The following is a 22323-nucleotide window of genomic DNA, read 5'->3' on the forward strand; positions in this document are numbered from 1 at the left end:
AGGCAAGCCAGCTCCCACATTTGACTGCGTTCACAATTCAAACTGTGGGAGCTGGCTTGCCTGCGATAGCGGTCTCAGCCGCGCTGCAAAAACGCCTGATGCATCTGCTCCAGCGTCTCAAAATGCAAGGTCGGCGCCTCGGCATTCAGTTCTTCAAAACTGCCAAACCCATAACCCACCGCCGCCGAATCCAACCCATTGCTGCGCGCCCCGATCAAGTCATGCTTGCGATCACCAATCATCAGGGTAGTCGCCGGGTCCAAACCCTCTTCGTTCATCAGGTGCGCAATCAGCTCAACCTTGTTGGTGCGCGTGCCATCCAGTTCGCTGCCGTAGATCACTTTGAAGTGCTTGGCAAAATCAAAATGCCGGGCAATCTCACGGGCAAACACCCACGGTTTGGATGTGGCGACATACAGCTGGCGGCCCTGGCCGTTCAGCTCCTCAAGCAACGGCATCACGCCATCGAATACGCGGTTTTCATACAGGCCGGTGAGCTTGAAGCGTTCGCGATAAAAATTCACCGCTTCCCAGGCTTTGGCCTCATCGAAGTCATAGAACTGCATAAAGGCTTGCAGCAACGGCGGGCCGATAAAGTGTTCCAGCTTGGTCAGGTCCGGCTCGTCGATACCGAGCTGGCCGAGGGCGTACTGGATCGAGCGGGTGATGCCTTCACGCGGATCGGTCAGGGTGCCGTCCAGGTCGAACAGCACGGTTTGGTATTGCTGGGTCATTGATCGAATCCTTCAGCCAGGTGCAGGTCTTTGAGCTTCACGTAGTTCGCGGCGCTGTAGGTGAAGAAGGCACGCTCTTTGTCAGTCAGTGGGCGGATCTGTTTAACCGGGCTGCCCACGTACAAAAAACCACTCTCAAGTTTCTTGCCGGGCGGCACCAGGCTGCCGGCGCCGATGATCACATCGTCTTCGACCACCGCGCCGTCCATCACGATGCTGCCCATGCCGATCAGAATGCGATTGCCGACCGTGCAGCCGTGCAGCATGACTTTGTGGGCGATGGTCACATCATCGCCGATCAGCAGCGGGAAACCGTCCGGGTTGAACGGCCCGGCATGGGTGATATGCAGCACACAGCCGTCCTGCACACTGGTGCGCGCACCGATGCGGATGCGGTGCATGTCGCCGCGAATCACCGTCAATGGCCAAACCGAGCTGTCGGTGCCGATTTCGACATCGCCGATCACCACCGCCGAAATATCGACAAAAGTCCCGGCGCCCAGGGTTGGCGTGTGGTTCTGATAGGTGCGAAGGGTCACGATAGCCTCTCTCTTATAGGTTGATAGCTGCGGTGGGTGTTGATTGTAATTAAGATGGCCCCATCTTTGTCTTATCAGTTTCTTCAGCCAAGGTGCCCACCGTGAGCGCGAACAACCCACTTTTGCAGTCCTACGACCTGCCGCCGTTCTCGGCGATCCGTGCCGAGCACGTGCAGCCGGCCATTGAACAGATCCTCGCCGATAACCGCGTTGCCATCGAAGGCATCCTGCAAAGCCAGGGTAAAAACCCTACGTGGGCCGGTCTGGTTCTGGCCATGGACGAACTGAATGACCGCCTGGGCGCCGCCTGGAGCCCCGTCAGCCACCTCAACGCCGTGTGTAACAGCGCCGAACTGCGCGAAGCCTACGAGGCGTGCCTGCCGGCATTGAGCGCCTATTCCACCGAGATGGGCCAGAACCGCGAACTGTTCCAGGCCTTCGAAGCCCTGGCCAACAGCCCGGAAGCCGCCGGTTTCGATGTGGCGCAAAAAACCATTCTGGAACATTCACTGCGCGACTTCCGCCTGTCGGGTATCGATTTACCGCCAGAGCAGCAAAAACGTTACGCCGAAGTGCAGAGCAAACTGTCTGAGCTGGGCAGCAAGTTTTCGAACCAATTGCTGGACGCCACCCAGGCGTGGACCAAGCATGTCACCGACGAAGCCACCCTCGCCGGCCTGACCGACTCGGCCAAGGCGCAAATGGCCGCCGCCGCCCAGGCCAAAGGCCTCGATGGCTGGCTGATCACCCTCGAATTCCCAAGCTACTACGCGGTGATGACCTACGCCCAGGACCGCGCCCTGCGTGAAGAAGTCTATGCGGCCTACTGCACCCGTGCGTCAGACCAAGGCCCGAATGCCGGTAAGAACGATAATGGTCCGGTGATGGAGCAGATCCTCGACCTGCGTCAGGAACTGGCCAAACTGTTGGGCTACGCGTCGTTCTCCGAGCTGAGCCTGGCGACCAAAATGGCCGAGTCCAGCGACCAGGTGCTGAGCTTCCTGCGCGACTTGGCCAAGCGCAGCAAACCCTTTGCCGCCCAGGATCTGCAACAGCTCAAGGCGTACGCCGCCGAACAAGGTTGCGCCGACCTGCAAAGCTGGGACAGCGGTTTCTACGGCGAAAAACTCCGTGAGCAGCGTTACAGCGTGTCCCAGGAAGCCCTGCGCGCCTACTTCCCGATCGACAAAGTGCTGAGCGGCCTGTTCGCCATCGTGCAGCGCCTGTACGGCATCGAGATCGCCGAGCAAAAAGGCTTCGACACCTGGCACCCGGATGTTCGCCTGTTTGAAATCAAGGAAAACGGCCAGCACGTCGGCCGCTTCTTCTTCGACCTGTACGCCCGCGCCAACAAGCGTGGCGGTGCCTGGATGGACGGTGCGCGCGATCGCCGCCGTACTGTCGACGGTGTGCTGCAAAGCCCGGTGGCGAACCTGGTGTGCAACTTCACCCCGGCCGACAGCGGCAAGCCTGCCCTGCTGACCCACGATGAAGTGACCACGCTGTTCCACGAATTCGGCCACGGCCTGCACCACCTGCTGACCCGCGTTGAACACGCGGGCGTGTCCGGCATCAACGGCGTGGCCTGGGATGCGGTGGAATTGCCGAGCCAATTCATGGAGAACTGGTGCTGGGAGCCGGAAGGCCTGGCGCTGATCTCCGGCCACTATGAAAGCGGCGAGCCGCTGCCCCAGGACCTGCTGGAAAAAATGCTCGCGGCGAAGAACTTCCAGTCCGGCCTGATGATGGTGCGCCAGCTGGAATTCTCGCTGTTCGACTTCGAACTGCACGCCACCCACGGCGATGGCCGCACGGTAGCGCAGGTGCTTGACGGTGTGCGCGATGAGGTCTCGGTGATGCGTCCGCCTGCCTACAACCGCTTCCCCAACAGCTTTGCGCACATCTTCGCTGGCGGTTACGCGGCGGGTTACTACAGCTACAAGTGGGCCGAAGTGCTGTCTGCCGACGCCTTCTCCAAGTTTGAAGAAGACGGCGTGCTCAATGCCGAAACCGGTCGGGCATTCCGTGAGGCGATCCTGGCGCGCGGTGGTTCCCAGGCACCGATGGTGCTGTTCGTCGACTTCCGCGGACGTGCGCCGTCGATTGACGCACTCTTGCGCCACAGCGGCCTGAGTGAGGACGCAGCAGCATGAGTGATGGGCCTGTGGTGACCAAAAAGCAATTTATCGCCGGGGCGGTCTGCCCGGCGTGCGAAGAGTTGGACAAGTTGAAAATGTGGACCGAAGACGATGTGCCGCACCGCGAATGTGTGGCCTGCGGCTATTCGGACACGCTGAATGAACAAGGCAATTCGGTGCCCAAGGAATTGGGCACGCGGGTCAATACGTCGGCGTTGAAGGCGCCCGCGGACCCGAAGGTGCAGGCGGTGCAGTTTTTCCCTAATCCCAAGCTGAAAAAGGACTGATACCCGACGCCTGCTTCTGCTTGGGGCGGGCTTTTTGTGGGAGTCGGGCTTGCCCGCGATGCAGGCACCGTGGTGTGTCATTCGCACCGCGTTGAAGCTATCGCAGGCAAGCCAGCTCCCACAGCCAGCTCCCACAGAAAGGCGCGCTACAGTTGCCCTTTGGCCTTGTCTGTCGTGGTGATCCAGCTTTTTACCGAGCACAGTGCAAAGGCACTGGTGCTGCAGTCGCCATTGGCCAACGCGGTACGCAACTTGTCGATATCTGCCTTCATCATGTAGCGAACGCCGTCTTTAAAGCCGTTACTTGAACCAAAGCCGCCCAGCGTCATCTCGTTCAGCGCATCCTCTTTGCTCCAACCCTGAATCACCACCCGATACATCGCCGCCATCAGGCCAGTGCGATCGGAGCCGTGCTTGCAGTGCATCAGCACCGAGCCATGGGTTTCGGCTTCCTGGATGGCCCGGAGTGCCGCCAGCACGTCGGCATCGTCGACATGGTTGGTGCGATAGGTCAGCTGCACCTGTTTGATATCAGATGTCTTCAGCCAGGGCGCATCAGTTTCCGGCAGGAAGTTGATCACCGTGCCGATCTTCAGATTTTGCAGCACAGGCAGCGCAGTGCTGTCCGGCAATGCACTGCGATACAGCGTGGGCGTCATCTGGTGCAGGTTGAATTGGTCGCCCACAGGCTGTGCCCACTCAGGCGAGCGGATAGACGTAGCCTCGTCGGCCTGGGCCTGCAGTGTGGTGAACAGTGCCATGAACGCCAGGCCAAGGGCGGGCAACAATCGAATCGTGAACATGCGTGTTGAGACCGAATGGGATAGGGCTGATGGGTTACAGATTCGCCTGCGAGGGGTCAATGCCGTGTGAGGTGGCCGTCAAAGAATCGTGAATCCGCCCATCTGATCCGTTGTTTTTCGCGCTGAATCGATTTCTCTTAATGCTTAGGCTGCTATCATTTGTAACTATTGATTGCCAGTGTGTGCTATCTCTTTGGATCCAATGCCCTGGCAAACCATCACGCCGCTCCCAGAAGCGGTGGATAAACCCGTGACCACATGATGAGGTGCACCTATGTCTGATCAAGATCAGGACAACCCGCGGCGTGACTTTTTACGCAAATCCTTGACCTTGATCCCGGTGGTCACGGTTGCCAGCACTGGCCTTGGCGGCTCGATGTTGATGGCCACACCGGAGCCGGTGCAGGCCGCTCCCGCCAAAACGCCCGTCAGCGACAAAGCCTACGAGCCAAGCTACTTCACGGCTGAAGAGTGGGCGTTTATCAACGCCGCCGTCGCCCGCCTGATCCCAGCGGATGCCCAAGGCCCAGGCGCCCTGGAAGCCGGCGCGCCGGAATACATCGACCGCCAGATGAACACGCCGTATGCCGCTGGCGCGTTGTGGTTCATGCAAGGTCCGTTCAACGCCGATGCGGCGCCAGAGATGGGCTGGCAGAGCAAACTGGTGCCCAAAGACATCTATCGCCTGGGCATTGCCGCCACGGATGCGTGGTCGAAGGCGTTCAATGGTAAAGCTTTTGCTGCGCAAGACAGCGCTACCCAGGATGACATGCTGCGACGCATGGAGGCGGGCGGCAGTGAGATGACTGCCCATTTTGAGGCCGTACCGGCCAAGATGTTTTTCAACCTGTTGCTGCAAAACACCAAGGAAGGCTTCTTCTGCGACCCGATCCACGGTGGCAACAAAGGCATGGTCGGCTGGACCATGATCGGCTTCCCCGGCGCCCGCGCCGATTTCATGGACTGGGTTGAACGCAACGAGCAATACCCCTTCCCGGCTGTTTCCATTCGCGGCGAGAGGGCATAAACGTGGCGACCATCATGAAGAAAGTGGACGCGGTGATCGTGGGTTTCGGCTGGACCGGCGCGATCATGGCCAAGGAACTGACGGAAGCTGGCCTCAACGTGGTAGCGCTGGAGCGCGGCCCGATGCAGGACACCTACCCGGACGGCAACTATCCCCAGGTTATCGACGAACTGACCTACAGCGTGCGCAAAAAACTCTTTCAGGACATCTCCAAGGAGACGGTGACCATTCGTCATAGCGTGAATGATGTTGCCCTGCCCAACCGTCAGTTGGGTGCGTTCTTGCCGGGCAATGGCGTGGGTGGTGCGGGCCTGCACTGGTCGGGCGTGCATTTTCGCGTCGACCCTATCGAGTTGCGCATGCGCAGCCACTATGAAGAGCGCTACGGCAAGAACTTCATCCCCAAGGACATGACCATCCAGGACTTCGGCGTGAGCTATGAAGAGCTGGAGCCGTTTTTCGACTACGCCGAAAAAGTCTTCGGCACCTCCGGCCAAGCCTGGACCGTAAAAGGCCAGTTGGTGGGTGAAGGCCGTGGCGGCAACCCGTATGCGCCGGATCGCTCCAACCCGTTCCCGCTGGAATCGCAGAAAAACACCGTGTCTGCGCAGTTGTTTCAGAAAGCGGCTACCGACGTCGGCTACAAACCCTACAACCTGCCATCGGCCAATACGTCGGGGCCGTACACCAACCCCTACGGCGCGCAGATGGGGCCGTGCAACTTCTGCGGTTTCTGCAGTGGCTACGTGTGCTACATGTACTCCAAGGCCTCGCCGAACGTAAACATCCTGCCGGCGCTGCGTCAGGTGCCGAACTTTGAGCTGCGGGCCAATTCCCATGTGCTCAAGGTCAACCTCGACAGCACCAAGAGCAAGGCCACCGGCGTGACCTATATCGACGCCCAGGGCCGCGAGTGTGAGCAGCCGGCGGACCTGGTGATCATCGCCTCCTTCCAGTTCAACAACGTGCGCCTCATGTTGCTCTCGGGCATCGGCAAACCCTACGACCCGATTACCAATGAGGGCGTGGTGGGCCGCAACTTTGCCTACCAGAACATGGGCACCATCAAGGCCTTCTTCGACAAGGACACCCACACCAACAACTTCATCGGTGCGGGCGGCAATGGCGTGGCCATCGATGACTTCAACGCGGACAACTTCGACCACGGCCCGCACGGCTTTGTGGGCGGCTCGCCGATGTGGGTCAACCAGGCTGGCAGCCGGCCGATTGCCGGTACGTCCAACCCGCCGGGCACGCCGGCGTGGGGCAGCGCCTGGAAGCGTGCCACCGCCGACTACTACACCCACCAAGTGTCGATGGACTCCCATGGTGCGCATCAATCCTACCGGAGCAACTACCTGGATCTGGACCCGGTTTACCGCGACTCCTACGGCCTGCCGCTGCTGCGGATGACGTTCGACTGGCAGGAAAACGACATCAAGATGAACCGCTTCATGATGGAGAAAATGGGCAAGGTCGCCGCGGCGATGAACCCCAAGGCCATTGCTGTGCTGGGCAAAAAAGTCGGTGAGCAATTCAACACCGCGTCCTACCAGACCACCCACCTCAATGGCGGCGCGATCATGGGCACCGACCCGAAAACCAGTGCGTTGAACCGTTACCTGCAAAGCTGGGATGTACACAACGTGTTTGTTCCGGGCGCATCGGCTTTCCCACAAGGCTTGGGCTACAACCCTACCGGCCTGGTGGCAGCGCTGGCCTATTGGTCGGCGCGGGCGATCCGCGAGCAGTACCTGAAAAACCCCGGCCCACTGGTTCAGGCATAAGGAGCGATGACCATGAAAGCACTTGTTATCGCCAGTTTTGCCCTGTTCAGCAGCTGCTCGGTGAGCGCTGCCGAAACCGATTTGGTCAAGCAGGGCGAATACCTGGCCCGTGCCGGTGACTGCGTGGCCTGCCACACCGCGAAGGGTGGCAAACCCTTCGCCGGTGGGCTGCCGATGGAAACCCCGATCGGCGTGATCTATTCCACCAACATCACCCCGGACAAAACCGGCCTGGGCGACTACAGCTTCGAAGACTTCGACAAGGCCGTGCGCCATGGCGTCGCCAAGAACGGTAGTACGCTTTACCCGGCGATGCCGTATCCGTCCTACGCGCGTGTCAGCGACAGTGACATGCAGGCGTTGTATGCGTATTTCATGAAGGGCGTGGAGCCCGTCGCCCAGGAGAACAAGGACAGCGATATTCCCTGGCCCTTGAGCATGCGTTGGCCGTTGGCGGCGTGGCGCTGGATGTTCGCGCCGGCGGTCGAGGCGCATCAGGCGCAAGCCGCCACCGACCCGGTGGTCGCTCGCGGTGCCTATCTGGTTGAAGGCCTCGGCCACTGCGGCGCCTGCCATACACCGCGTGCCCTGACCATGCAGGAAAAAGCCCTCAGCGCTACAGACGGCAACGCCTTCCTGTCTGGCAGTGCGCCGCTGGAAGGCTGGGTCGCGAAAAGCCTGCGCGGCGACCACAAGGACGGCCTCGGCAGCTGGAGCGAAGAGCAACTGGTGCAGTTCCTCAAGACTGGCCGCAGTGACCGCAGCGCGGTGTTTGGTGGCATGAGTGACGTGGTCGTACACAGCATGCAGTACATGTCCCAGGACGACCTCACCGCGATTGCGCGATACCTCAAGAGCCTGCCGGCGGTGGACCCGAAGGACCAGCCGCATCAGTACGACAAGCAGGTGGCCGAGGCGCTGTGGAAAGGTGACGACAGCAAGCCGGGCGCGTCGGTGTATATCGACAACTGCGCGGCGTGCCACCGTACCGACGGCCATGGTTACACGCGGGTGTTCCCGGCGCTGGCGGGTAACCCTGTGTTGCAGACGGCGGACGCCACCTCGTTGATCAACATCGTGTTGAACGGCGGCACCTTGCCAGCCACCAACACGGCGCCGTCGACTTTCACCATGCCGGCGTTCGCGTGGCGCCTGTCGGACCAGGAAGTCGCGGATGTGGTCAGTTTCGTCCGTGGCAGCTGGGGCAATAAAGGCGCGCCAGTCAAAGCCAGTGACGTGGCAGATCTGCGCAAGAGCGATATGCGCACCACATCGGGTGACGATTTGGGGCAGGTAACGCAAAAGCACTGATCCTGCCCTGGCCGCCAAACGGCACTGGTCAGAAACCTCGCGCCTCGATACTGTATATAAAAACAGTATCGAGGCGTTTTCATGACTACTGCGCTGCCGCCCCGTGGCCGGGGCACGGCCACTAACCTACACAACCGCTTTGCGCCGACCGTCAGCGTGGCCGAAGACGACGGCTGGTTCCAGGAAGTGCCGCCGACCCAGGGCACCGAAGTGCGTATCGAAACGGCCAAGAGCATCATCACCCGCAACAACTCGCCGGATTTGCCGTTCGACCGCTCCATCAACCCCTATCGCGGTTGCGAGCATGGCTGCATCTACTGCTATGCGCGGCCCAGCCATGCCTATTGGGACATGTCGCCAGGGCTGGATTTCGAAACCAAACTGATTGCCAAGACCAACGCCGCCGACGTGCTGGAGCAACAGCTGTCGAAGCCAGGTTATGTGTGTGCGCCGATCAACCTGGGCTCCAATACCGACCCGTACCAGCCTATCGAACGCGACTACACAATCACCCGGCAAACCCTCGAAGTGCTGCTGCGCTATCGGCACCCGGTAACCATCATCACCAAGGGGTCGCTGATCTTGCGCGACCTCGACCTGCTCACCGAGTTGGCGCGTCAGCGGCTGGTGGCGGTAATGATCAGCCTCACCAGCCTGGACGACGAACTCAAGCGTATCCTGGAGCCGCGCACGGCGGCGCCCAAGGCGCGGTTACGGGCGATTCGGGTGATGCGCGAGGCGGGTATCCCGGTGGGCGTGCTGTGCTCGCCAATGATCCCGATGATCAACGACAGCGAGCTGGAAAGCCTGCTGACCGAAGCCCACGCTGCCGGTGCGCAGAGCGCCGCCTACATGATGTTGCGCTTGCCCTTGGAAGTGGCGCCACTGTTCGAGGAGTGGCTGGCGGCGCATTACCCGCAGCGCGCGGCCCATGTGATGAGCCTGGTGCGCCAGGTGCGCGGTGGTGAGGTGTACGACAGCCGCTTCGGTGTGCGCATGCGTGGCGAGGGGCCGTTTGCTGATTTGTTGGCGCAGCGTTTCAACAAAGCGATCAAGCGGCTGGGCCTGAATCGACGGGAAGGGTTTAATCTGGATTGCACGGCGTTTTGCCCGCCGGGCAGACAGATGGCATTGTTGTAAACTGAACAGAACGAAGGCGCCATTGCTGTGGAAATAGTCGCGTTTTGATATCACTGAAACCCTCGTTCTAGAGCGGTTCATTCAGTTTGAGTTAAGTTTCGCCGGTTACCTTGTTCAGCGAGTGACTGGTGAGTCGACGCCTTGGTTTGTTTAGTTTTTCAACTTTTCCGATAGCCAGACGTCGAACTGACCTGAACACTCCCCTGCATTAATAAAGAGGATGAATCATGAGTGACAAGGATAAACAGCCGTTGGCTGCGTCGGCTTCAGCCACTCAGGTGGCGGAGTCTGCCGATGCAGCGTTAAAGCACATCGTTGACGGCTTTTTGCATTTCCATCACGACGTCTTCCCGCAGCAGGAAGAACTCTTCAAGAAACTCGCCACGGCCCAGAGCCCACGGGCGATGTTTATTACGTGCGCCGATTCGCGCATCGTCCCCGAGCTGATCACCCAAAGTTCCCCCGGCGATTTGTTCGTGACGCGTAACGTCGGCAACGTGGTGCCGCCCTACGGCCAGATGAACGGCGGGGTTTCCACCGCCATCGAGTACGCGGTACTCGCCCTGGGCGTACAGCACATCATCGTGTGCGGGCACTCCGATTGCGGCGCCATGCGCGCGGTACTCAACCCCGACAGCCTGGAAAAGATGCCGACGGTACGGGCCTGGTTGCGTCACGCCGAAGTCGCCAAGTCCATGGTCGAAGACAATTGCGACTGCGCCAACGAAGGCGAGAGCATGAAGGTGCTGACCGAAGAAAACGTCATCGCCCAATTGCAGCATTTGCGTACCCACCCTTCCGTGGCTTCGCGCATGGCCAATGGTCATTTGTTTATCCATGGTTGGATCTACAACATCGAGACCAGCGAAATCCGCGCTTACGATGCGGACCAGGCGGCATTCAGACCGCTGAACGGTACCGAGCCGATTCCTTGCGCGACGCCTAGAGCGCGCTTCTAAAACACTTCCCTGCCGGGTCAAGCGGTGGCTGCCATGGACGCAGCCAGGCTTTACCGCGCCCGGCGAATCCCTCGGGAGAGCCATCATGCGTGCTGCTCAATTGAAAGCTGTATTGCCACGGGAGCTGCTGGCCTCGGTGGTTGTGTTTCTGGTCGCCCTGCCCTTGTGCATGGGCATCGCGATTGCGTCCGGCATGCCGCCGGCCAAGGGGCTGATCACCGGGATAATCGGTGGCCTGGTAGTGGGTTGGCTGGCGGGTTCGCCACTGCAGGTCAGTGGCCCGGCGGCGGGGCTGGCGGTGTTGGTGTTCGAGTTGGTGCGCCAGCACGGGATGATGATGCTCGGGCCGATTCTGTTGCTGGCGGGTTTCCTGCAACTGGTGGCCGGGCGTTTGCGCCTGGGCTGTTGGTTCCGGGTCACGGCGCCGGCGGTGGTGTACGGCATGTTGGCGGGTATCGGCGTATTGATTGTGCTGTCGCAGGTGCATGTGATGCTCGACGGCGCGCCTAAACCTTCGGGGTTGGATAACCTGGCGGGCTTCCCGGCGGCCATGACCGAAGCGATCCCGACGCTGGGCGGCGGTCTTGGTTGGCAGGCTGGTTTGCTGGGCCTGTCGACCATGCTGGTGATGTACTGCTGGGATAAATTCCGGCCGCAAACATTGCGCTTCGTACCGGGCGCGTTGTTGGGTGTGGGCCTGGCGACGGTGACAAGCCTGGTGCTGGCGTTGCAGGTCAAGCGCGTGGAGGTGCCGGAAAACCTCGCCGACGCCATCGACTGGCTGCGCCCCAGCGACCTGCTGAACCTGGCCGATCCGCAACTGCTGATCGCCGCCTTCGCCGTGGCGTTTATTGCCAGCGCCGAAACCCTGCTTTCTGCGGCAGCGGTCGATCGAATGCACAGCGGCCAGCGCTCCGATTTCGACAAGGAATTGTCAGCTCAAGGCGTGGGCAACATGCTCTGTGGTTTGGTTGGCGCCTTGCCGATGACCGGCGTGATCGTGCGCAGCTCGGCCAACGTGCAGGCTGGCGCTACCACGCGGCTGTCGGCGATGTTCCATGGTGTGTGGCTGCTGGGCTTTGTGTTGCTGCTGTCGAGTGTGCTGCAAAGTATTCCGGTGGCGAGTTTGGCGGGCGTGCTGGTGTACACCGGGATCAAGCTGGTGGACGTCAAAGCGTTTCGCGCGCTGGGCCGCTATGGGCGGATGCCGATGTTTACCTACGCCGCCACGGCACTCGCAATCATCTTCACCGACCTGTTGACTGGCGTGTTGGTGGGCTTCGGGCTCACGTTGCTGAAGCTCGCGTTTAAAGCTTCGCGATTGAAAGTCAGCCTGATCGATTTGCCCCAGGACGGTGAGATGGAGCTGCGATTGACCGGTGCCGCGACCTTCCTGAAAGTGCCTGCGCTGACTCAGGTGCTGTCGACGGTGCCTGCGGGGACCACCTTGCATGTGCCGCTGAGCAACCTGAGCTACATCGACCATTCGTGTCTGGAGCTGCTGGAGGAATGGGGCCGGGCCAATGCGGCCAAGGGCTCGACGCTGGTGATCGAGGCGCGGGGGTTGAAGCGCAGGCTCGAAGGCCGGGTGCGGACGACGGTGGGGATAGGTTCGGCGCCCGTCTGAACACCACAAAAATTGTGGGAGCCGGGCTTGCCCGGCTCCCACAGTGGTTCTATGTTCACTCGGAAAATCAGGCTGGCTGATCCAGCGATAACTCAACGCCCAGCTGCCGCGACAGGCACGGCCAGCGCTTCCACGCCGCTTCCGTTTGCGGGCTTTTCAGCTGTTCGCGATACGCCTCGACCGACTCCAGCGCAAAGCTCTCCTCGTTGAGCATTTCATCTACCGCCAAGTGCACGGCTTCATCCAACTGATTGGCAAATGTTTCACCAATCAGTTGATGGGCAATCAAGTTAGCCACAGTGGTATCCGCCGGAATCAATGGCTGGCCGAAATGCTTGATATACAGGTCGTTGACCTCTTCAACCAAGCGGTGAGCCAGGTAGGCCTCATCCAGCAAGCCGTCCAGGCCTTCATGGCCGGCCAGGATCGCAGGCGGCTGCAGGAAGAAATGCTCGGCGATTTTCAACACCGGTTTGATCTGGCTTTCGATACCGGCTTCGCGGGCCACATCGTTGGCGGCTTCGAGCAAGTCCGGAACCAGTTCGATGTAGGCGGTGACAAAGCGGGTCATGACAATGTTGCGATCACCGTCAGCCAGGGAGATGGCCGAATGCAGGTGCGGCAATTGTTTTTCCAGTTGCTGGGCAAGCTGGCCCGTAGTGGCTTCGTGTTGATGGGCACGGAAAATCTGCTCGCGCAATGCGGCGGTGTTCATGAAGGCTCCAGTGAAACAGGCGTAGGAAAAGGGAGAGGATAAGGTAGCTCGTTTATACGAGCGCCTAAGACGCATTTGTCATAATTATTTCATGGTTATGCGTGTGCGTTATATCGAAATGCCATCGTTCGTCGGATAAACGTTTGCGCGCCCGGTTTTATTGGGGCCGCCCGTCTGTTTTTGCTCATTTGCCCCTACACATTGCGGGGTCGCCCCGGCTGTCTATACTCGGATTTGTACGCAATTAGCTGATGACGCCCAACTGCATGACGCAGGCAAGGCTTGGCGGTTGTAAGCAGTATGGAAGCCGCTCCCTTCGCCGCAGGTGCAAACCGGCGGGATAACAAGAAACATAAAGGGGAACCCGCAATGACGCGACATCCACACGTTTGGATGGGCCTACTGTTGTGGTCAGTATTCGGCCAGGCGCACGCCGCCTGGACAACGAATATGGCGCCAGGGGCCACTGAAGTCAGTCACGCCGTGTTTGACCTGCACATGACCATTTTCTGGATCTGTGTGGTGATCGGCATCGTCGTGTTTGGCGCGATGTTCTGGTCGATGATCCTGCACCGCCGGTCTACGGGCCAGGTGGCGGCCAAGTTCCACGAGAGCACCACCGTGGAAATTCTCTGGACCGTAGTGCCCTTGCTGATCCTGGTGGCCATGGCCATTCCGGCGACCAAAACCCTGATCAATATCTACGACAGCAGTGAGTCGGATATCGATATCCAGGTCACCGGCTATCAGTGGAAGTGGCACTACAAATACCTGGGCCAGGACGTGGAGTTCTTCAGCAACCTGGCCACGCCCGCCGAGCAGATCCATAACCAGGCCACCAAGGGCGAGCACTACTTGCTCGAAGTCGACCAGCCGCTGGTGCTGCCGGTGGGCGCCAAGGTGCGCTTTCTGGTGACGGCCGCCGATGTGATCCACTCCTGGTGGGTGCCGGCCTTTGCGGTCAAGCGCGATGCGATCCCCGGCTTCGTCAACGAGGCCTGGACCCGGGTCGAGAAGCCCGGCATCTACCGTGGCCAGTGCGCCGAGCTGTGCGGTAAGGATCACGGCTTCATGCCGATTGTGGTCGAGGTCAAATCCAAGGCCGACTACGACACCTGGCTGGGCGAGCGCAAGGCAGAGGCCGCCAAGCTCAAGGAGCTGACGTCCAAAGAGTGGACGCTGGACGAGCTGGTGGCCCGTGGCGACAAGGTTTACCACACCACCTGCGTGGCCTGTCACCAGGCCGAAGGCCAGGGCTTGCCGCCGATGTTCCCGGCGCTCAAAGGCTCGCCAATTGCCACCGGCGCCAAAGAAGACCACCTGCACCGCGTGTACTTCGGCAAACCCGGCACCGCCATGGCGGCGTTCGGCAAACAGCTGTCGGAAGTCGATATCGCCGCCGTGGTCACCTACGAGCGCAACGCCTGGGGCAACAACAAAGGCGACATGGTCACGCCCAAAGACGTGCTGGCTCTGAAACAGGCGGAAAGCAAATGACGGCCTCAACTGCGTATGCCCTGAACCGCACAGCCCATTCCTTTGCAGGAGAACGGCCATGAGCACTGTGATCGACCATGGTCATGCCGACCATGCCCACGGCCCCGCCAAAGGCTTGATGCGCTGGGTGCTGACCACCAACCACAAAGACATCGGCACCATGTACCTGTGGTTCGCCTTCACCATGTTTCTGCTCGGCGGTTCGTTCGCCATGGTGATCCGCGCCGAGTTGTTCCAGCCAGGCCTGCAAATCGTGCAGCCGGCGTTCTTCAACCAGATGACCACCATGCACGGCCTGATCATGGTGTTTGGCGCGGTGATGCCGGCGTTTGTCGGCCTGGCCAACTGGATGATCCCGCTGATGATCGGCGCGCCGGACATGGCCTTGCCGCGCATGAACAACTTCAGTTTCTGGCTGCTGCCGGCAGCGTTCCTGCTGCTGGTCTCGACGCTGTTCACGCCGGGCGGCGGGCCGAATTTCGGCTGGACCTTCTACGCCCCACTCTCCACCACCTACGCGCCGGAAAGCGTGACGTTCTTCATCTTTGCCATTCACCTGATGGGCATCAGCTCGATCATGGGCGCGATCAACGTGGTCGCCACCATTCTCAACCTGCGCGCGCCTGGCATGACCTTGATGAAAATGCCGCTGTTCGTATGGACCTGGCTGATTACCGCCTTCCTGCTGATCGCGGTGATGCCGGTGCTGGCCGGTTGCGTGACCATGATGTTGATGGACATCCACTTCGGCACCAGCTTTTTCAGTGCGGCCGGTGGCGGTGACCCGGTGCTGTTCCAGCATGTGTTCTGGTTCTTCGGCCACCCCGAGGTGTACATCATGATCCTGCCGGCGTTTGGCGCCGTCAGCTCGATCATCCCGACCTTCTCGCGCAAGCCGCTGTTCGGCTACACCTCGATGGTCTACGCCACGGCGAGCATCGCGTTTCTGTCGTTTATCGTGTGGGCGCACCACATGTTCGTGGTGGGTATTCCGCTGGTGGGCGAGCTGTTCTTCATGTACGCCACGCTGCTGATCGCGGTGCCCACGGGCGTGAAGGTGTTCAACTGGGTGAGCACCATGTGGCAAGGCTCGCTGACTTTCGAGACACCGATGTTGTTTGCCGTGGCTTTTGTGATTCTGTTCACCATTGGCGGTTTCTCCGGGCTGATGCTGGCAATTGCCCCGGCGGACTTCCAGTACCACGACACCTACTTTGTGGTGGCGCACTTCCATTACGTATTGGTGCCCGGGGCGATCTTCGGCATCTTCGCCTCGGCCTACTACTGGCTGCCGAAATGGACCGGCCACATGTACGACGAAACCCTGGGCAAGCTGCACTTCTGGCTGTCCTTTGTGGGCATGAACATGGCGTTCTTCCCGATGCACTTTGTCGGCCTGGCGGGCATGCCGCGCCGGGTGCCGGACTACAACCTGCAGTTCGCCGACTTCAACATGGTCTCCTCGATTGGCGCGTTCATGTTTGGCGCCACGCAGATCTTCTTCCTGTTTATCGTGATCAAGTGCATCCGTGGCGGCCCGCCGGCGCCGGCCAAGCCGTGGGATGGCGCTGAAGGCCTGGAATGGAGCATCCCCTCGCCTGCGCCGTATCACACGTTTACGACGCCGCCGGAGGTCAAGTGAACGCCTTGATGCAGGTCGACTCGGTCTCCTGTGGGAGCTGGCTTGCCTGCGATAGCGGTGTGTCAGGCACAGAATGTATTGCCTGCCTGGGCCTCATCGCAGGCAAGCCAGCTCCCACAGAAAAACCAGAAGCGGGTGAGCGCCATGCTTGAATCCGTTCCCATCAAGCGCCTGGTCACCCGCCTGCTGATCCTGGTAGTGGCCATGTTCGCCTTCGGCTTCGCCCTGGTGCCGATCTACGACGTGATGTGCAAGGCATTCGGTATCAACGGCAAGACTGCCGGGCAGTACGAAGGCGAGCAGGTGGTGGACCCTACGCGCCAGGTGCGCGTGCAGTTCATGTCCACCAATGCCATCGACATGGTCTGGGAATTCCACTCCAAAGCCGATGAGGTCGTGGTCAACCCTGGCGCTGTCACCGAGATGCTGTTCGTGGCCTACAACCCCACAGATAAACCCATGACTGCCCAGGCCGTGCCGAGTATTTCCCCGGCCGAAGCGGCGATGTATTTCCACAAGACCGAGTGTTTTTGCTTCACCCAGCAAGTGCTGCAGCCAGGTCAGCGCATAGAAATGCCCGTGCGCTTTATCGTCGATCGCGCCATGCCCAAGGATGTGAAGCATTTGACCCTGGCATACACGCTGTTTGACATCACTGCGCGCCAACCGCCGGTGGCCGTCCATACCGGCGGCTAGCTACTGTTTGCCCCCTCAATCAGGAGAGCGAATACATGTCGTCTCATGATACGTACTACGTACCAGCGCAAAGCAAATGGCCAATAATTGCTACGTTTGGCATGTTGATCACGGTGTACGGTCTGGCCGTGTGGTTCAACGACCTCAAGGCGGCGCGCCCGGAATCCCACGGCCCGTGGATCTTTTTCGTCGGCGGGCTGTTGCTGGCCTACATGCTGTTCGGCTGGTTCGGCGCGGTGATCAAGGAAAGCCGCGCCGGTTTGTACAGCCCGCAGATGGACCGCTCGTTCCGCTGGGGCATGACCTGGTTCATCTTTTCCGAGGTGATGTTCTTTATCGCGTTCTTCGGCGCACTGTTTTACGTGCGGCATATGTCCGCGCCGTGGCTGGCGGGCGAAGGCTCCAAGGGCGTCGCGCATATGCTGTGGCCGAACTTCGAATTTGCCTGGCCGTTGCTCAACAACCCTGACCCGAAAATGTACCCGCCGCCCGAAGGCACCATCAGCCCGTGGGGCTTGCCGCTGGTGAATACGATCTTGCTGGTCAGCTCCAGCGTGACCATCACCATTGCCCACCACGCGTTGCGCAAGGGCCATCGCGGCGCGCTGAAAATCTGGCTGGCGCTCACGGTGCTGCTGGGTTGGGCTTTTTTGGGCTTTCAGGCCGAGGAGTACATGCACGCTTACAAAGAGCTGGGCCTGACCCTTGGCTCGGGCGTGTACGGCGCGACCTTCTTCATGCTCACCGGCTTTCACGGCGCCCACGTGACCATCGGCACCATCATTCTGTTCGTGATGCTGATGCGCATCCTCAAGGGGCACTTCAATGCCGAGCACCAGTTCGGTTTTGAGGCGGCCAGTTGGTATTGGCACTTTGTGGATGTGGTGTGGATCGGCCTGTTTTTCTTCGTTTATGTGCTGTGAGGCGTTTTACCACGGTGCATGAGAGACCAACTGGCCGCTGAAAAAGCCCCAGGCGATCAAGCCTACGGTGATCGCGGCCAGTACAACACGCACGGTCAAGGCAGTGACGAGGCGGTTGGAGTTGCCCTCGTCCTTGACCAGAAAGAACAAGCCACTGAACAGGCTCACGACAGTCGCGATCAGCATCAGGGCAATGGCTGCTTTGAGCATGGTCAGGTTCCATTCGGATGGGCGGGCAATGAAAAGGCGGGCAATGAAAACAAGTATAGCCAGCGCCATAAAAGACTTTCGCCCAGGGCTCGCTCCCACGCTGGTGGTGCTTGTGCTGCTGCCGCTGATGGTGGGCCTGGGGTTCTGGCAACTGGCTCGCGGGCATGAAAAACAGCTGTTGGTGGACAGCTATGCCGAACGGCGTGTGGCTGAGCCGGTCAGCAGTGTGCAGCTCGAGGGCATGGCTGACCCGGCCTTTCGCCGGGTGCGCCTGCGCGGCCAGTTCGATGCTGAGCACAGCGTGCTGCTCGACAACCGCATGCGCGACGGCAAGGCCGGTGTTGAACTCTTGCAGCCCTTTCACGACCAGGCCAGCGGCGAATGGCTGCTACTCAATCGCGGCTGGCTGCCGTGGCCGGACCGGCGCACGCCGCCCGTGTTCACCACGCCTGAACAACCTCTGAATCTGGATGCCTGGGTGTACATCGCGCCCGGCGAAACCTTCCAACTGCACGCCGACCCCGCCACCACGCAATGGCCGCGCTTGCTGACTGCGTTGCATCCCGCCGCGCTCTGGGCGGAGTTGGGCCGCAGCGGTTTCGCCTATGAGCTACGCGCCGAACCTGGCCCCGGCACCTACGACACGACCTGGCCGGTGGTCGCCATGGGCCCGGAAAAACACTTGGGCTACGCCGTGCAGTGGTTCGCCATGGCACTGGCGTTGCTGGCGCTTTACCTCTACCTCGGATGGCATAACAAAAAGGAGAAACCCCATGGGAGCGGCCATGAATCCACCCAGCACGTCTGAGGCGCCCGACCGGCGCAAAGGCCGCTGGCAGCTTATTTTGATCCTGATGATGGTGATCGGCCCGATGGCGCTGGCCACCTTTATGTACAAGTTGCAGTTCTGGGTGCCCGACAGCCGCAGTTACCACGGCGAGATGATCGGCAACGGCCAGACCCGCGCCGACATTGGCGTGCAGGCCGACGAAGACCGTTGGCAACTGTTGGTCACTGCGCCCACCGCGTGTGCTGCCGAGTGCCAGCAACTGGTGTACCTGGCGCGCCAGCTGCAAATCAGCCTGGGCCGCGATGCCTCCCGCGCCAGCCATGCCCTGGCCAGCGCGCAGCCGGTGAGCACGGATTACGACGCCAAGCTCAAGGCCGAATACCCACAACTGCAGCGCTACCCGCTGGACCTGACCACCTTCAGTAAAAACGCGGCTGCGCCGGGTGAGGCGCAACTGTGGATCGTCGACCCGCACGGCAACCTGGTGCTGCGCTACGACGCCAAGGTCAAGGGCAAGGACCTGCTCAACGACCTGCGCTTGCTGCTGAAACTGTCGAACATCGGATAAGGGCATCGTCATGGCCAAACCTGGATTTCGCCTCGCGTTGTTTGCCACCTTGCTGGCGCTGCTGGTCGTGCTGCTCGGCGCCTACACGCGCCTGACCCACGCTGGCCTCGGCTGCCCGGACTGGCCGGGCTGCTACGGGTTTATCAGCGTGCCGCAAAGCGAAGCCCAGCTGGCGCATGCCGAGCTGCATTTTCCCGATACGCCGGTAGAAGCCGACAAGGGCTGGGCCGAGATGACCCATCGCTACTTCGCCGGCACCTTGGGCTTGCTGATCGTGCTGCTGGCGGCGCGCTCGTGGAGCCACCGGCGTGATCCGGGGCAGCCAGTGAAACTGCCGCTGTTTGTGTTGGCGGTGTTGTTTGCCCAGGCGGCGTTCGGTATGTGGACGGTGACGCTGAAGTTGTGGCCGCAAGTGGTCACGGGGCATTTGCTTGGCGGCTTTGCAACCTTGAGCCTGCTGTTTCTGCTCACCTTGCGACTGTCCGGCGTGTTGCCCGCTTTGATCGTGCCCAAGCGCCTGCAATATTGGGCCACGGCGGGCCTGGTGCTGGTGATCGGGCAGATCGCGCTGGGCGGTTGGGTCAGTTCAAACTACGCGGCGGTGGCCTGTGTCGACCTGCCGACGTGTCATGGCGAGTGGTGGCCGGCGGCGGACTTTGCCAACGGGTTTCACCTCACCCAGCATATCGGCCCCAATTACCTCGGCGGCCAGCTCGACAGTGAGGCGCGCACGGCCATCCACCTGACCCATCGCATCGGCGCGGTGCTGGTGACGCTGGTGCTGCTGGGGCTGGCCTGGCAATTGCGCGCCGTGGGCATGACGCGGCTGTCGGGCCTGCTGCTGATCGCCCTCGCGGCGCAAATCTGCCTGGGCGTGAGCAATGTGGCGTTCGGCTTGCCGCTGCCGGTGGCGGTCGGGCACAACGCCGGTGGGGCGGGGTTATTGCTGACGCTGGTGCTGGTCAACTACCACGCCCGTACCAGCCTGGTCCGGGTGCGCAATCAGTTGCCGTTTGGCTGGCGTTTTATCCCGCGCAAACACGTATCGGGCCTCATCACCCTTAAAGGAGAGATGCCATGGCGACCTTGATCGGCGCGCGTCACGATCGGGCGATCTGGCGGGATTACCTGGAGCTGACCAAGCCGAAAGTGGTGGTGCTGATGCTCATCACCTCCTTGGTGGGCATGTTCCTCGCGACCCGCGCCGGGGTGCCGTGGACGGTGCTGGTGTTCGGCAATTTGGGCATTGCCCTGTGCGCCGGAGGTGCGGCGGCGGTCAACCATGTGGTGGATCGGCGCATCGATGCGGTGATGGCGCGCACGCATAAACGGCCGTTGGCAGAAGGGCGCGTGTCGCCCGTGGCGGCATTGGCGTTTGCATTGTTTCTGGCTGTTGCAGGTTTGGCCTTGTTGCTGGCGTTCACCAACCCTTTGGCGGCCTGGCTCACGTTGGCCTCATTGCTGGGTTACGCGGTGATCTACACCGGTTTTCTCAAGCGTGCCACGCCACAAAATATCGTGATCGGCGGCCTGGCCGGTGCGGCGCCGCCGCTGCTCGGCTGGGTCGCGGTTACCGGGCATGTCAGCGCCGAGCCGCTGCTGCTGGTGCTGATCATCTTCGCCTGGACCCCGCCGCACTTCTGGGCCCTGGCCATTCACCGCAAAGAGGAATACGCCAAGGCCGATATCCCGATGCTGCCGGTCACCCACGGCGAGCACTACACCAAGGTGCATATCCTGCTCTACACCTTCGCCCTGCTGGCGGTGAGCTTCATGCCCTATGTGATCCATATGAGCGGCCTGCTGTACCTGGCGTGTGCGCTGGTATTGGGCGGGCGCTTTCTGCAATGGGCCTGGGTGCTGTACCGTGGCAGCAAGCCGCACGCGGCGATCAACACGTTCAAGTACTCTATCTGGTACTTGCTGCTGCTGTTTATCGCGCTGCTCGTCGACCACTACCTATTGTTGAACCTATGACTCGAACTCAAAAAACCGTCTTCATCCTGGTGGCCATCGTCGCGTTGATCATGGGCCTGACCGTTAACAAAGTGCTCAGCGGCAAAGGCCAGGGCGACCCTACCGCGCTGATCGACGCCGGCATTATCCTGCTGCCGCAAAGCCGCCAGCTGCCGCCGGTGACCATGACCAATCAGGACGGCCAGCCGGTGGTGGTCAACGAGCTGAAAGGCAAATGGAGCCTGCTGTTCTTCGGTTACACCTTCTGCCCCGACATCTGCCCGACCACCCTCGCGCAACTGCGCCAGATCAAGAGCGAGCTGCCTAAAGATGCGGTGGATAAGTTGCAGGTGATCCTGGTCAGCGTTGACCCGAACCGCGACACGCCGACCCAGCTCAAGCAGTACCTGGGCTACTTCGACCCGCAATTCGAAGGCCTGACCGGCGCGAATGTAGCGGATGTGCAGAAGGTCTCGAATGCGGTGAGCATTCCGTTTATTCCGGCCGATACCAGCAAACCCAACTACACCGTGGACCACAGCGGCAACCTGGCGCTGATCGGCCCGGACGGCACGCAGCGTGGGTTTATTCGTGCGCCGTTGAATAATCAAAAGCTGGTGGCGCAGTTGCCGGGTTTGCTACAGCGCAAGTAGGCCAATCACCAAGCTAACCAACAACACAAATAACCTGTGGGAGCTGGCTTGCCTGCGATAGCGGTGGGCCTGCTTGCATCTCAGTTGCTGACCCACCGCCATCGCAGGCAAGCCAGCTCCCACAGTGGTTTTGTGCAAGGTTTGAACAGGGTGTCGTCGGAGATTTCCCACGTGTTGTCGCGCTGTGCGTGAACTTGTTGGACGGTCTTGGGGTGGCTAGTCTTTGGCCTGTCGCTGCAAATTCAGTGACAGGGCGTAGGAACCCTTTTATGTACCCTTGGCGTCATAGCGCCACCGTCTGATTGCGGCGTTTTTTTTGTG

General features: G+C 60.7%; 22 protein-coding genes. 17 read left to right on the forward strand and 5 right to left on the reverse strand.

What is annotated here, in order from left to right:
• Positions 1-74: 74 nt before the first annotated feature.
• Together HBO41_RS23530 and HBO41_RS23535 are read right to left on the reverse strand one after the other, a co-directional pair.
• Positions 75-734, reverse strand: a complete 660-nt coding sequence (locus HBO41_RS23530) for an HAD family hydrolase (protein ID WP_169987948.1) — start codon at positions 732-734, stop codon at positions 75-77.
• Positions 731-1273, reverse strand: coding sequence for a gamma carbonic anhydrase family protein (locus HBO41_RS23535; RefSeq protein WP_017137914.1), 543 nt, complete (start codon positions 1271-1273; stop codon positions 731-733). Before HBO41_RS23535 ends, HBO41_RS23530 begins: the two co-directional genes overlap by 4 nt.
• Before the next feature lie 101 nt (positions 1274-1374).
• Here HBO41_RS23535 and prlC point away from each other — a divergent pair, with 101 nt between their 5' ends.
• Together prlC and HBO41_RS23545 are read left to right on the forward strand one after the other, a co-directional pair.
• Positions 1375-3426: an oligopeptidase A gene (prlC, locus tag HBO41_RS23540; protein ID WP_169987950.1), complete on the forward strand. Its 2052-nt coding sequence runs from the start codon at positions 1375-1377 to the stop codon at positions 3424-3426.
• Positions 3423-3698 (forward strand): YheV family putative zinc ribbon protein, encoded by a 276-nt coding sequence (locus tag HBO41_RS23545; RefSeq protein ID WP_017137912.1) that lies wholly within the window; start codon positions 3423-3425, stop codon positions 3696-3698. The genes prlC and HBO41_RS23545 overlap by 4 nt, the downstream gene beginning before the upstream one ends.
• 146 nt (positions 3699-3844) lie before the next feature.
• Here HBO41_RS23545 and HBO41_RS23550 read toward each other — a convergent pair whose 3' ends face one another.
• Positions 3845-4501, reverse strand: coding sequence for a dual specificity protein phosphatase family protein (locus HBO41_RS23550; RefSeq protein WP_169987952.1), 657 nt, complete (start codon positions 4499-4501; stop codon positions 3845-3847).
• 274 nt (positions 4502-4775) lie between these two features.
• Here HBO41_RS23550 and HBO41_RS23555 point away from each other — a divergent pair, with 274 nt between their 5' ends.
• From HBO41_RS23555 to HBO41_RS23580, 6 genes are all read left to right on the forward strand, one after another.
• Complete coding sequence (locus HBO41_RS23555) at positions 4776-5528, forward strand: gluconate 2-dehydrogenase subunit 3 family protein (protein WP_169987954.1); 753 nt, start codon at positions 4776-4778, stop codon at positions 5526-5528.
• A gap of 2 nt (positions 5529-5530) precedes the next feature.
• Positions 5531-7315, forward strand: coding sequence for a GMC family oxidoreductase (locus tag HBO41_RS23560; protein ID WP_017137909.1), 1785 nt, complete (start codon positions 5531-5533; stop codon positions 7313-7315).
• A gap of 12 nt (positions 7316-7327) precedes the next feature.
• The gene (locus HBO41_RS23565) at positions 7328-8626 is read left to right on the forward strand and encodes a cytochrome c (RefSeq protein WP_169987956.1); all 1299 of its coding nucleotides are present in this window, start codon (positions 7328-7330) and stop codon (positions 8624-8626) included.
• A gap of 81 nt (positions 8627-8707) precedes the next feature.
• The gene (locus HBO41_RS23570) at positions 8708-9766 is read left to right on the forward strand and encodes a PA0069 family radical SAM protein (RefSeq protein ID WP_099550169.1); all 1059 of its coding nucleotides are present in this window, start codon (positions 8708-8710) and stop codon (positions 9764-9766) included.
• A gap of 227 nt (positions 9767-9993) precedes the next feature.
• On the forward strand, positions 9994-10725 hold the full coding sequence (locus HBO41_RS23575) for a carbonic anhydrase (RefSeq protein WP_017137905.1): 732 nt from the start codon (positions 9994-9996) through the stop codon (positions 10723-10725).
• Between the two features lie 85 nt (positions 10726-10810).
• Positions 10811-12352, forward strand: a complete 1542-nt coding sequence (locus HBO41_RS23580) for a SulP family inorganic anion transporter (protein WP_169987958.1) — start codon at positions 10811-10813, stop codon at positions 12350-12352.
• Positions 12353-12419: 67 nt separating this feature from the next.
• Here the strand turns inward: HBO41_RS23580 and HBO41_RS23585 are convergent, their stop codons facing one another.
• Entirely contained in the window at positions 12420-13067 is a 648-nt protein-coding gene (locus HBO41_RS23585) for a hypothetical protein (RefSeq protein ID WP_017137903.1), read from the reverse strand.
• 369 nt (positions 13068-13436) lie between these two features.
• On the opposite strand from HBO41_RS23585, the gene coxB reads away from it, so the two are divergent.
• From coxB to HBO41_RS23605, 4 genes are all read left to right on the forward strand, one after another.
• The gene (gene coxB / locus HBO41_RS23590) at positions 13437-14564 is read left to right on the forward strand and encodes a cytochrome c oxidase subunit II (RefSeq protein ID WP_017137902.1); all 1128 of its coding nucleotides are present in this window, start codon (positions 13437-13439) and stop codon (positions 14562-14564) included.
• A gap of 58 nt (positions 14565-14622) precedes the next feature.
• Positions 14623-16206, forward strand: coding sequence for a cytochrome c oxidase subunit I (gene ctaD, locus HBO41_RS23595; RefSeq protein ID WP_017137901.1), 1584 nt, complete (start codon positions 14623-14625; stop codon positions 16204-16206).
• 144 nt (positions 16207-16350) lie between these two features.
• Entirely contained in the window at positions 16351-16902 is a 552-nt protein-coding gene (locus HBO41_RS23600; protein WP_026013768.1) for a cytochrome c oxidase assembly protein, read from the forward strand.
• 35 nt (positions 16903-16937) lie between these two features.
• The gene (locus HBO41_RS23605) at positions 16938-17825 is read left to right on the forward strand and encodes a cytochrome c oxidase subunit 3 (RefSeq protein WP_017137899.1); all 888 of its coding nucleotides are present in this window, start codon (positions 16938-16940) and stop codon (positions 17823-17825) included.
• Between the two features lie 6 nt (positions 17826-17831).
• Here the strand turns inward: HBO41_RS23605 and HBO41_RS23610 are convergent, their stop codons facing one another.
• Entirely contained in the window at positions 17832-18035 is a 204-nt protein-coding gene (locus HBO41_RS23610) for a twin transmembrane helix small protein (protein WP_016969525.1), read from the reverse strand.
• A 43-nt stretch (positions 18036-18078) separates the two neighbouring features.
• Here HBO41_RS23610 and HBO41_RS23615 point away from each other — a divergent pair, with 43 nt between their 5' ends.
• From HBO41_RS23615 to HBO41_RS23635, 5 genes are read left to right on the forward strand one after another with little or no spacing between them, the layout of a single operon-like run.
• Positions 18079-18843 carry an SURF1 family protein gene (locus HBO41_RS23615; protein ID WP_017137897.1) on the forward strand — a complete coding sequence of 255 codons (765 nt, stop codon included), beginning with the start codon at positions 18079-18081 and terminating at the stop codon, positions 18841-18843.
• On the forward strand, positions 18809-19393 hold the full coding sequence (locus tag HBO41_RS23620; RefSeq protein ID WP_017137896.1) for a hypothetical protein: 585 nt from the start codon (positions 18809-18811) through the stop codon (positions 19391-19393). Before HBO41_RS23615 ends, HBO41_RS23620 begins: the two co-directional genes overlap by 35 nt.
• Positions 19394-19403: 10 nt before the next feature.
• The gene (locus HBO41_RS23625) at positions 19404-20483 is read left to right on the forward strand and encodes a heme A synthase (protein ID WP_169987960.1); all 1080 of its coding nucleotides are present in this window, start codon (positions 19404-19406) and stop codon (positions 20481-20483) included.
• A complete protein-coding gene (gene cyoE / locus HBO41_RS23630) occupies positions 20471-21370 on the forward strand; it encodes a heme o synthase (RefSeq protein WP_017137894.1) in 900 nt (299 codons plus the stop codon). The genes HBO41_RS23625 and cyoE overlap by 13 nt, the downstream gene beginning before the upstream one ends.
• Positions 21367-22002 (forward strand): SCO family protein, encoded by a 636-nt coding sequence (locus HBO41_RS23635; RefSeq protein WP_169987962.1) that lies wholly within the window; start codon positions 21367-21369, stop codon positions 22000-22002. The genes cyoE and HBO41_RS23635 overlap by 4 nt, the downstream gene beginning before the upstream one ends.
• Positions 22003-22323: the final 321 nt, after the last annotated feature.

The sequence above is a fragment of the Pseudomonas sp. WS 5146 genome (genome assembly GCF_012985495.1).
Taxonomy (GTDB): domain Bacteria; phylum Pseudomonadota; class Gammaproteobacteria; order Pseudomonadales; family Pseudomonadaceae; genus Aquipseudomonas; species Aquipseudomonas edaphica.

Coding starts and splice junctions, on each gene's coding strand:
- HBO41_RS23530 (WP_169987948.1), bottom strand. CDS start 734: ATGACCCAGCAATACCAAACCGTGCTGTTCGACCTGGACGGCACCCTG.
- HBO41_RS23545 (WP_017137912.1), top strand. CDS start 3,423: ATGAGTGATGGGCCTGTGGTGACCAAAAAGCAATTTATCGCCGGGGCG.
- HBO41_RS23550 (WP_169987952.1), bottom strand. CDS start 4,501: ATGTTCACGATTCGATTGTTGCCCGCCCTTGGCCTGGCGTTCATGGCA.
- HBO41_RS23555 (WP_169987954.1), top strand. CDS start 4,776: ATGTCTGATCAAGATCAGGACAACCCGCGGCGTGACTTTTTACGCAAA.
- HBO41_RS23565 (WP_169987956.1), top strand. CDS start 7,328: ATGAAAGCACTTGTTATCGCCAGTTTTGCCCTGTTCAGCAGCTGCTCG.
- HBO41_RS23570 (WP_099550169.1), top strand. CDS start 8,708: ATGACTACTGCGCTGCCGCCCCGTGGCCGGGGCACGGCCACTAACCTA.
- HBO41_RS23575 (WP_017137905.1), top strand. CDS start 9,994: ATGAGTGACAAGGATAAACAGCCGTTGGCTGCGTCGGCTTCAGCCACT.
- HBO41_RS23580 (WP_169987958.1), top strand. CDS start 10,811: ATGCGTGCTGCTCAATTGAAAGCTGTATTGCCACGGGAGCTGCTGGCC.
- HBO41_RS23585 (WP_017137903.1), bottom strand. CDS start 13,067: ATGAACACCGCCGCATTGCGCGAGCAGATTTTCCGTGCCCATCAACAC.
- coxB (WP_017137902.1), top strand. CDS start 13,437: ATGACGCGACATCCACACGTTTGGATGGGCCTACTGTTGTGGTCAGTA.
- ctaD (WP_017137901.1), top strand. CDS start 14,623: ATGAGCACTGTGATCGACCATGGTCATGCCGACCATGCCCACGGCCCC.
- HBO41_RS23600 (WP_026013768.1), top strand. CDS start 16,351: ATGCTTGAATCCGTTCCCATCAAGCGCCTGGTCACCCGCCTGCTGATC.
- HBO41_RS23605 (WP_017137899.1), top strand. CDS start 16,938: ATGTCGTCTCATGATACGTACTACGTACCAGCGCAAAGCAAATGGCCA.
- HBO41_RS23610 (WP_016969525.1), bottom strand. CDS start 18,035: ATGCTCAAAGCAGCCATTGCCCTGATGCTGATCGCGACTGTCGTGAGC.
- HBO41_RS23615 (WP_017137897.1), top strand. CDS start 18,079: ATGAAAACAAGTATAGCCAGCGCCATAAAAGACTTTCGCCCAGGGCTC.
- HBO41_RS23620 (WP_017137896.1), top strand. CDS start 18,809: ATGGGAGCGGCCATGAATCCACCCAGCACGTCTGAGGCGCCCGACCGG.
- HBO41_RS23625 (WP_169987960.1), top strand. CDS start 19,404: ATGGCCAAACCTGGATTTCGCCTCGCGTTGTTTGCCACCTTGCTGGCG.
- cyoE (WP_017137894.1), top strand. CDS start 20,471: ATGGCGACCTTGATCGGCGCGCGTCACGATCGGGCGATCTGGCGGGAT.
- HBO41_RS23635 (WP_169987962.1), top strand. CDS start 21,367: ATGACTCGAACTCAAAAAACCGTCTTCATCCTGGTGGCCATCGTCGCG.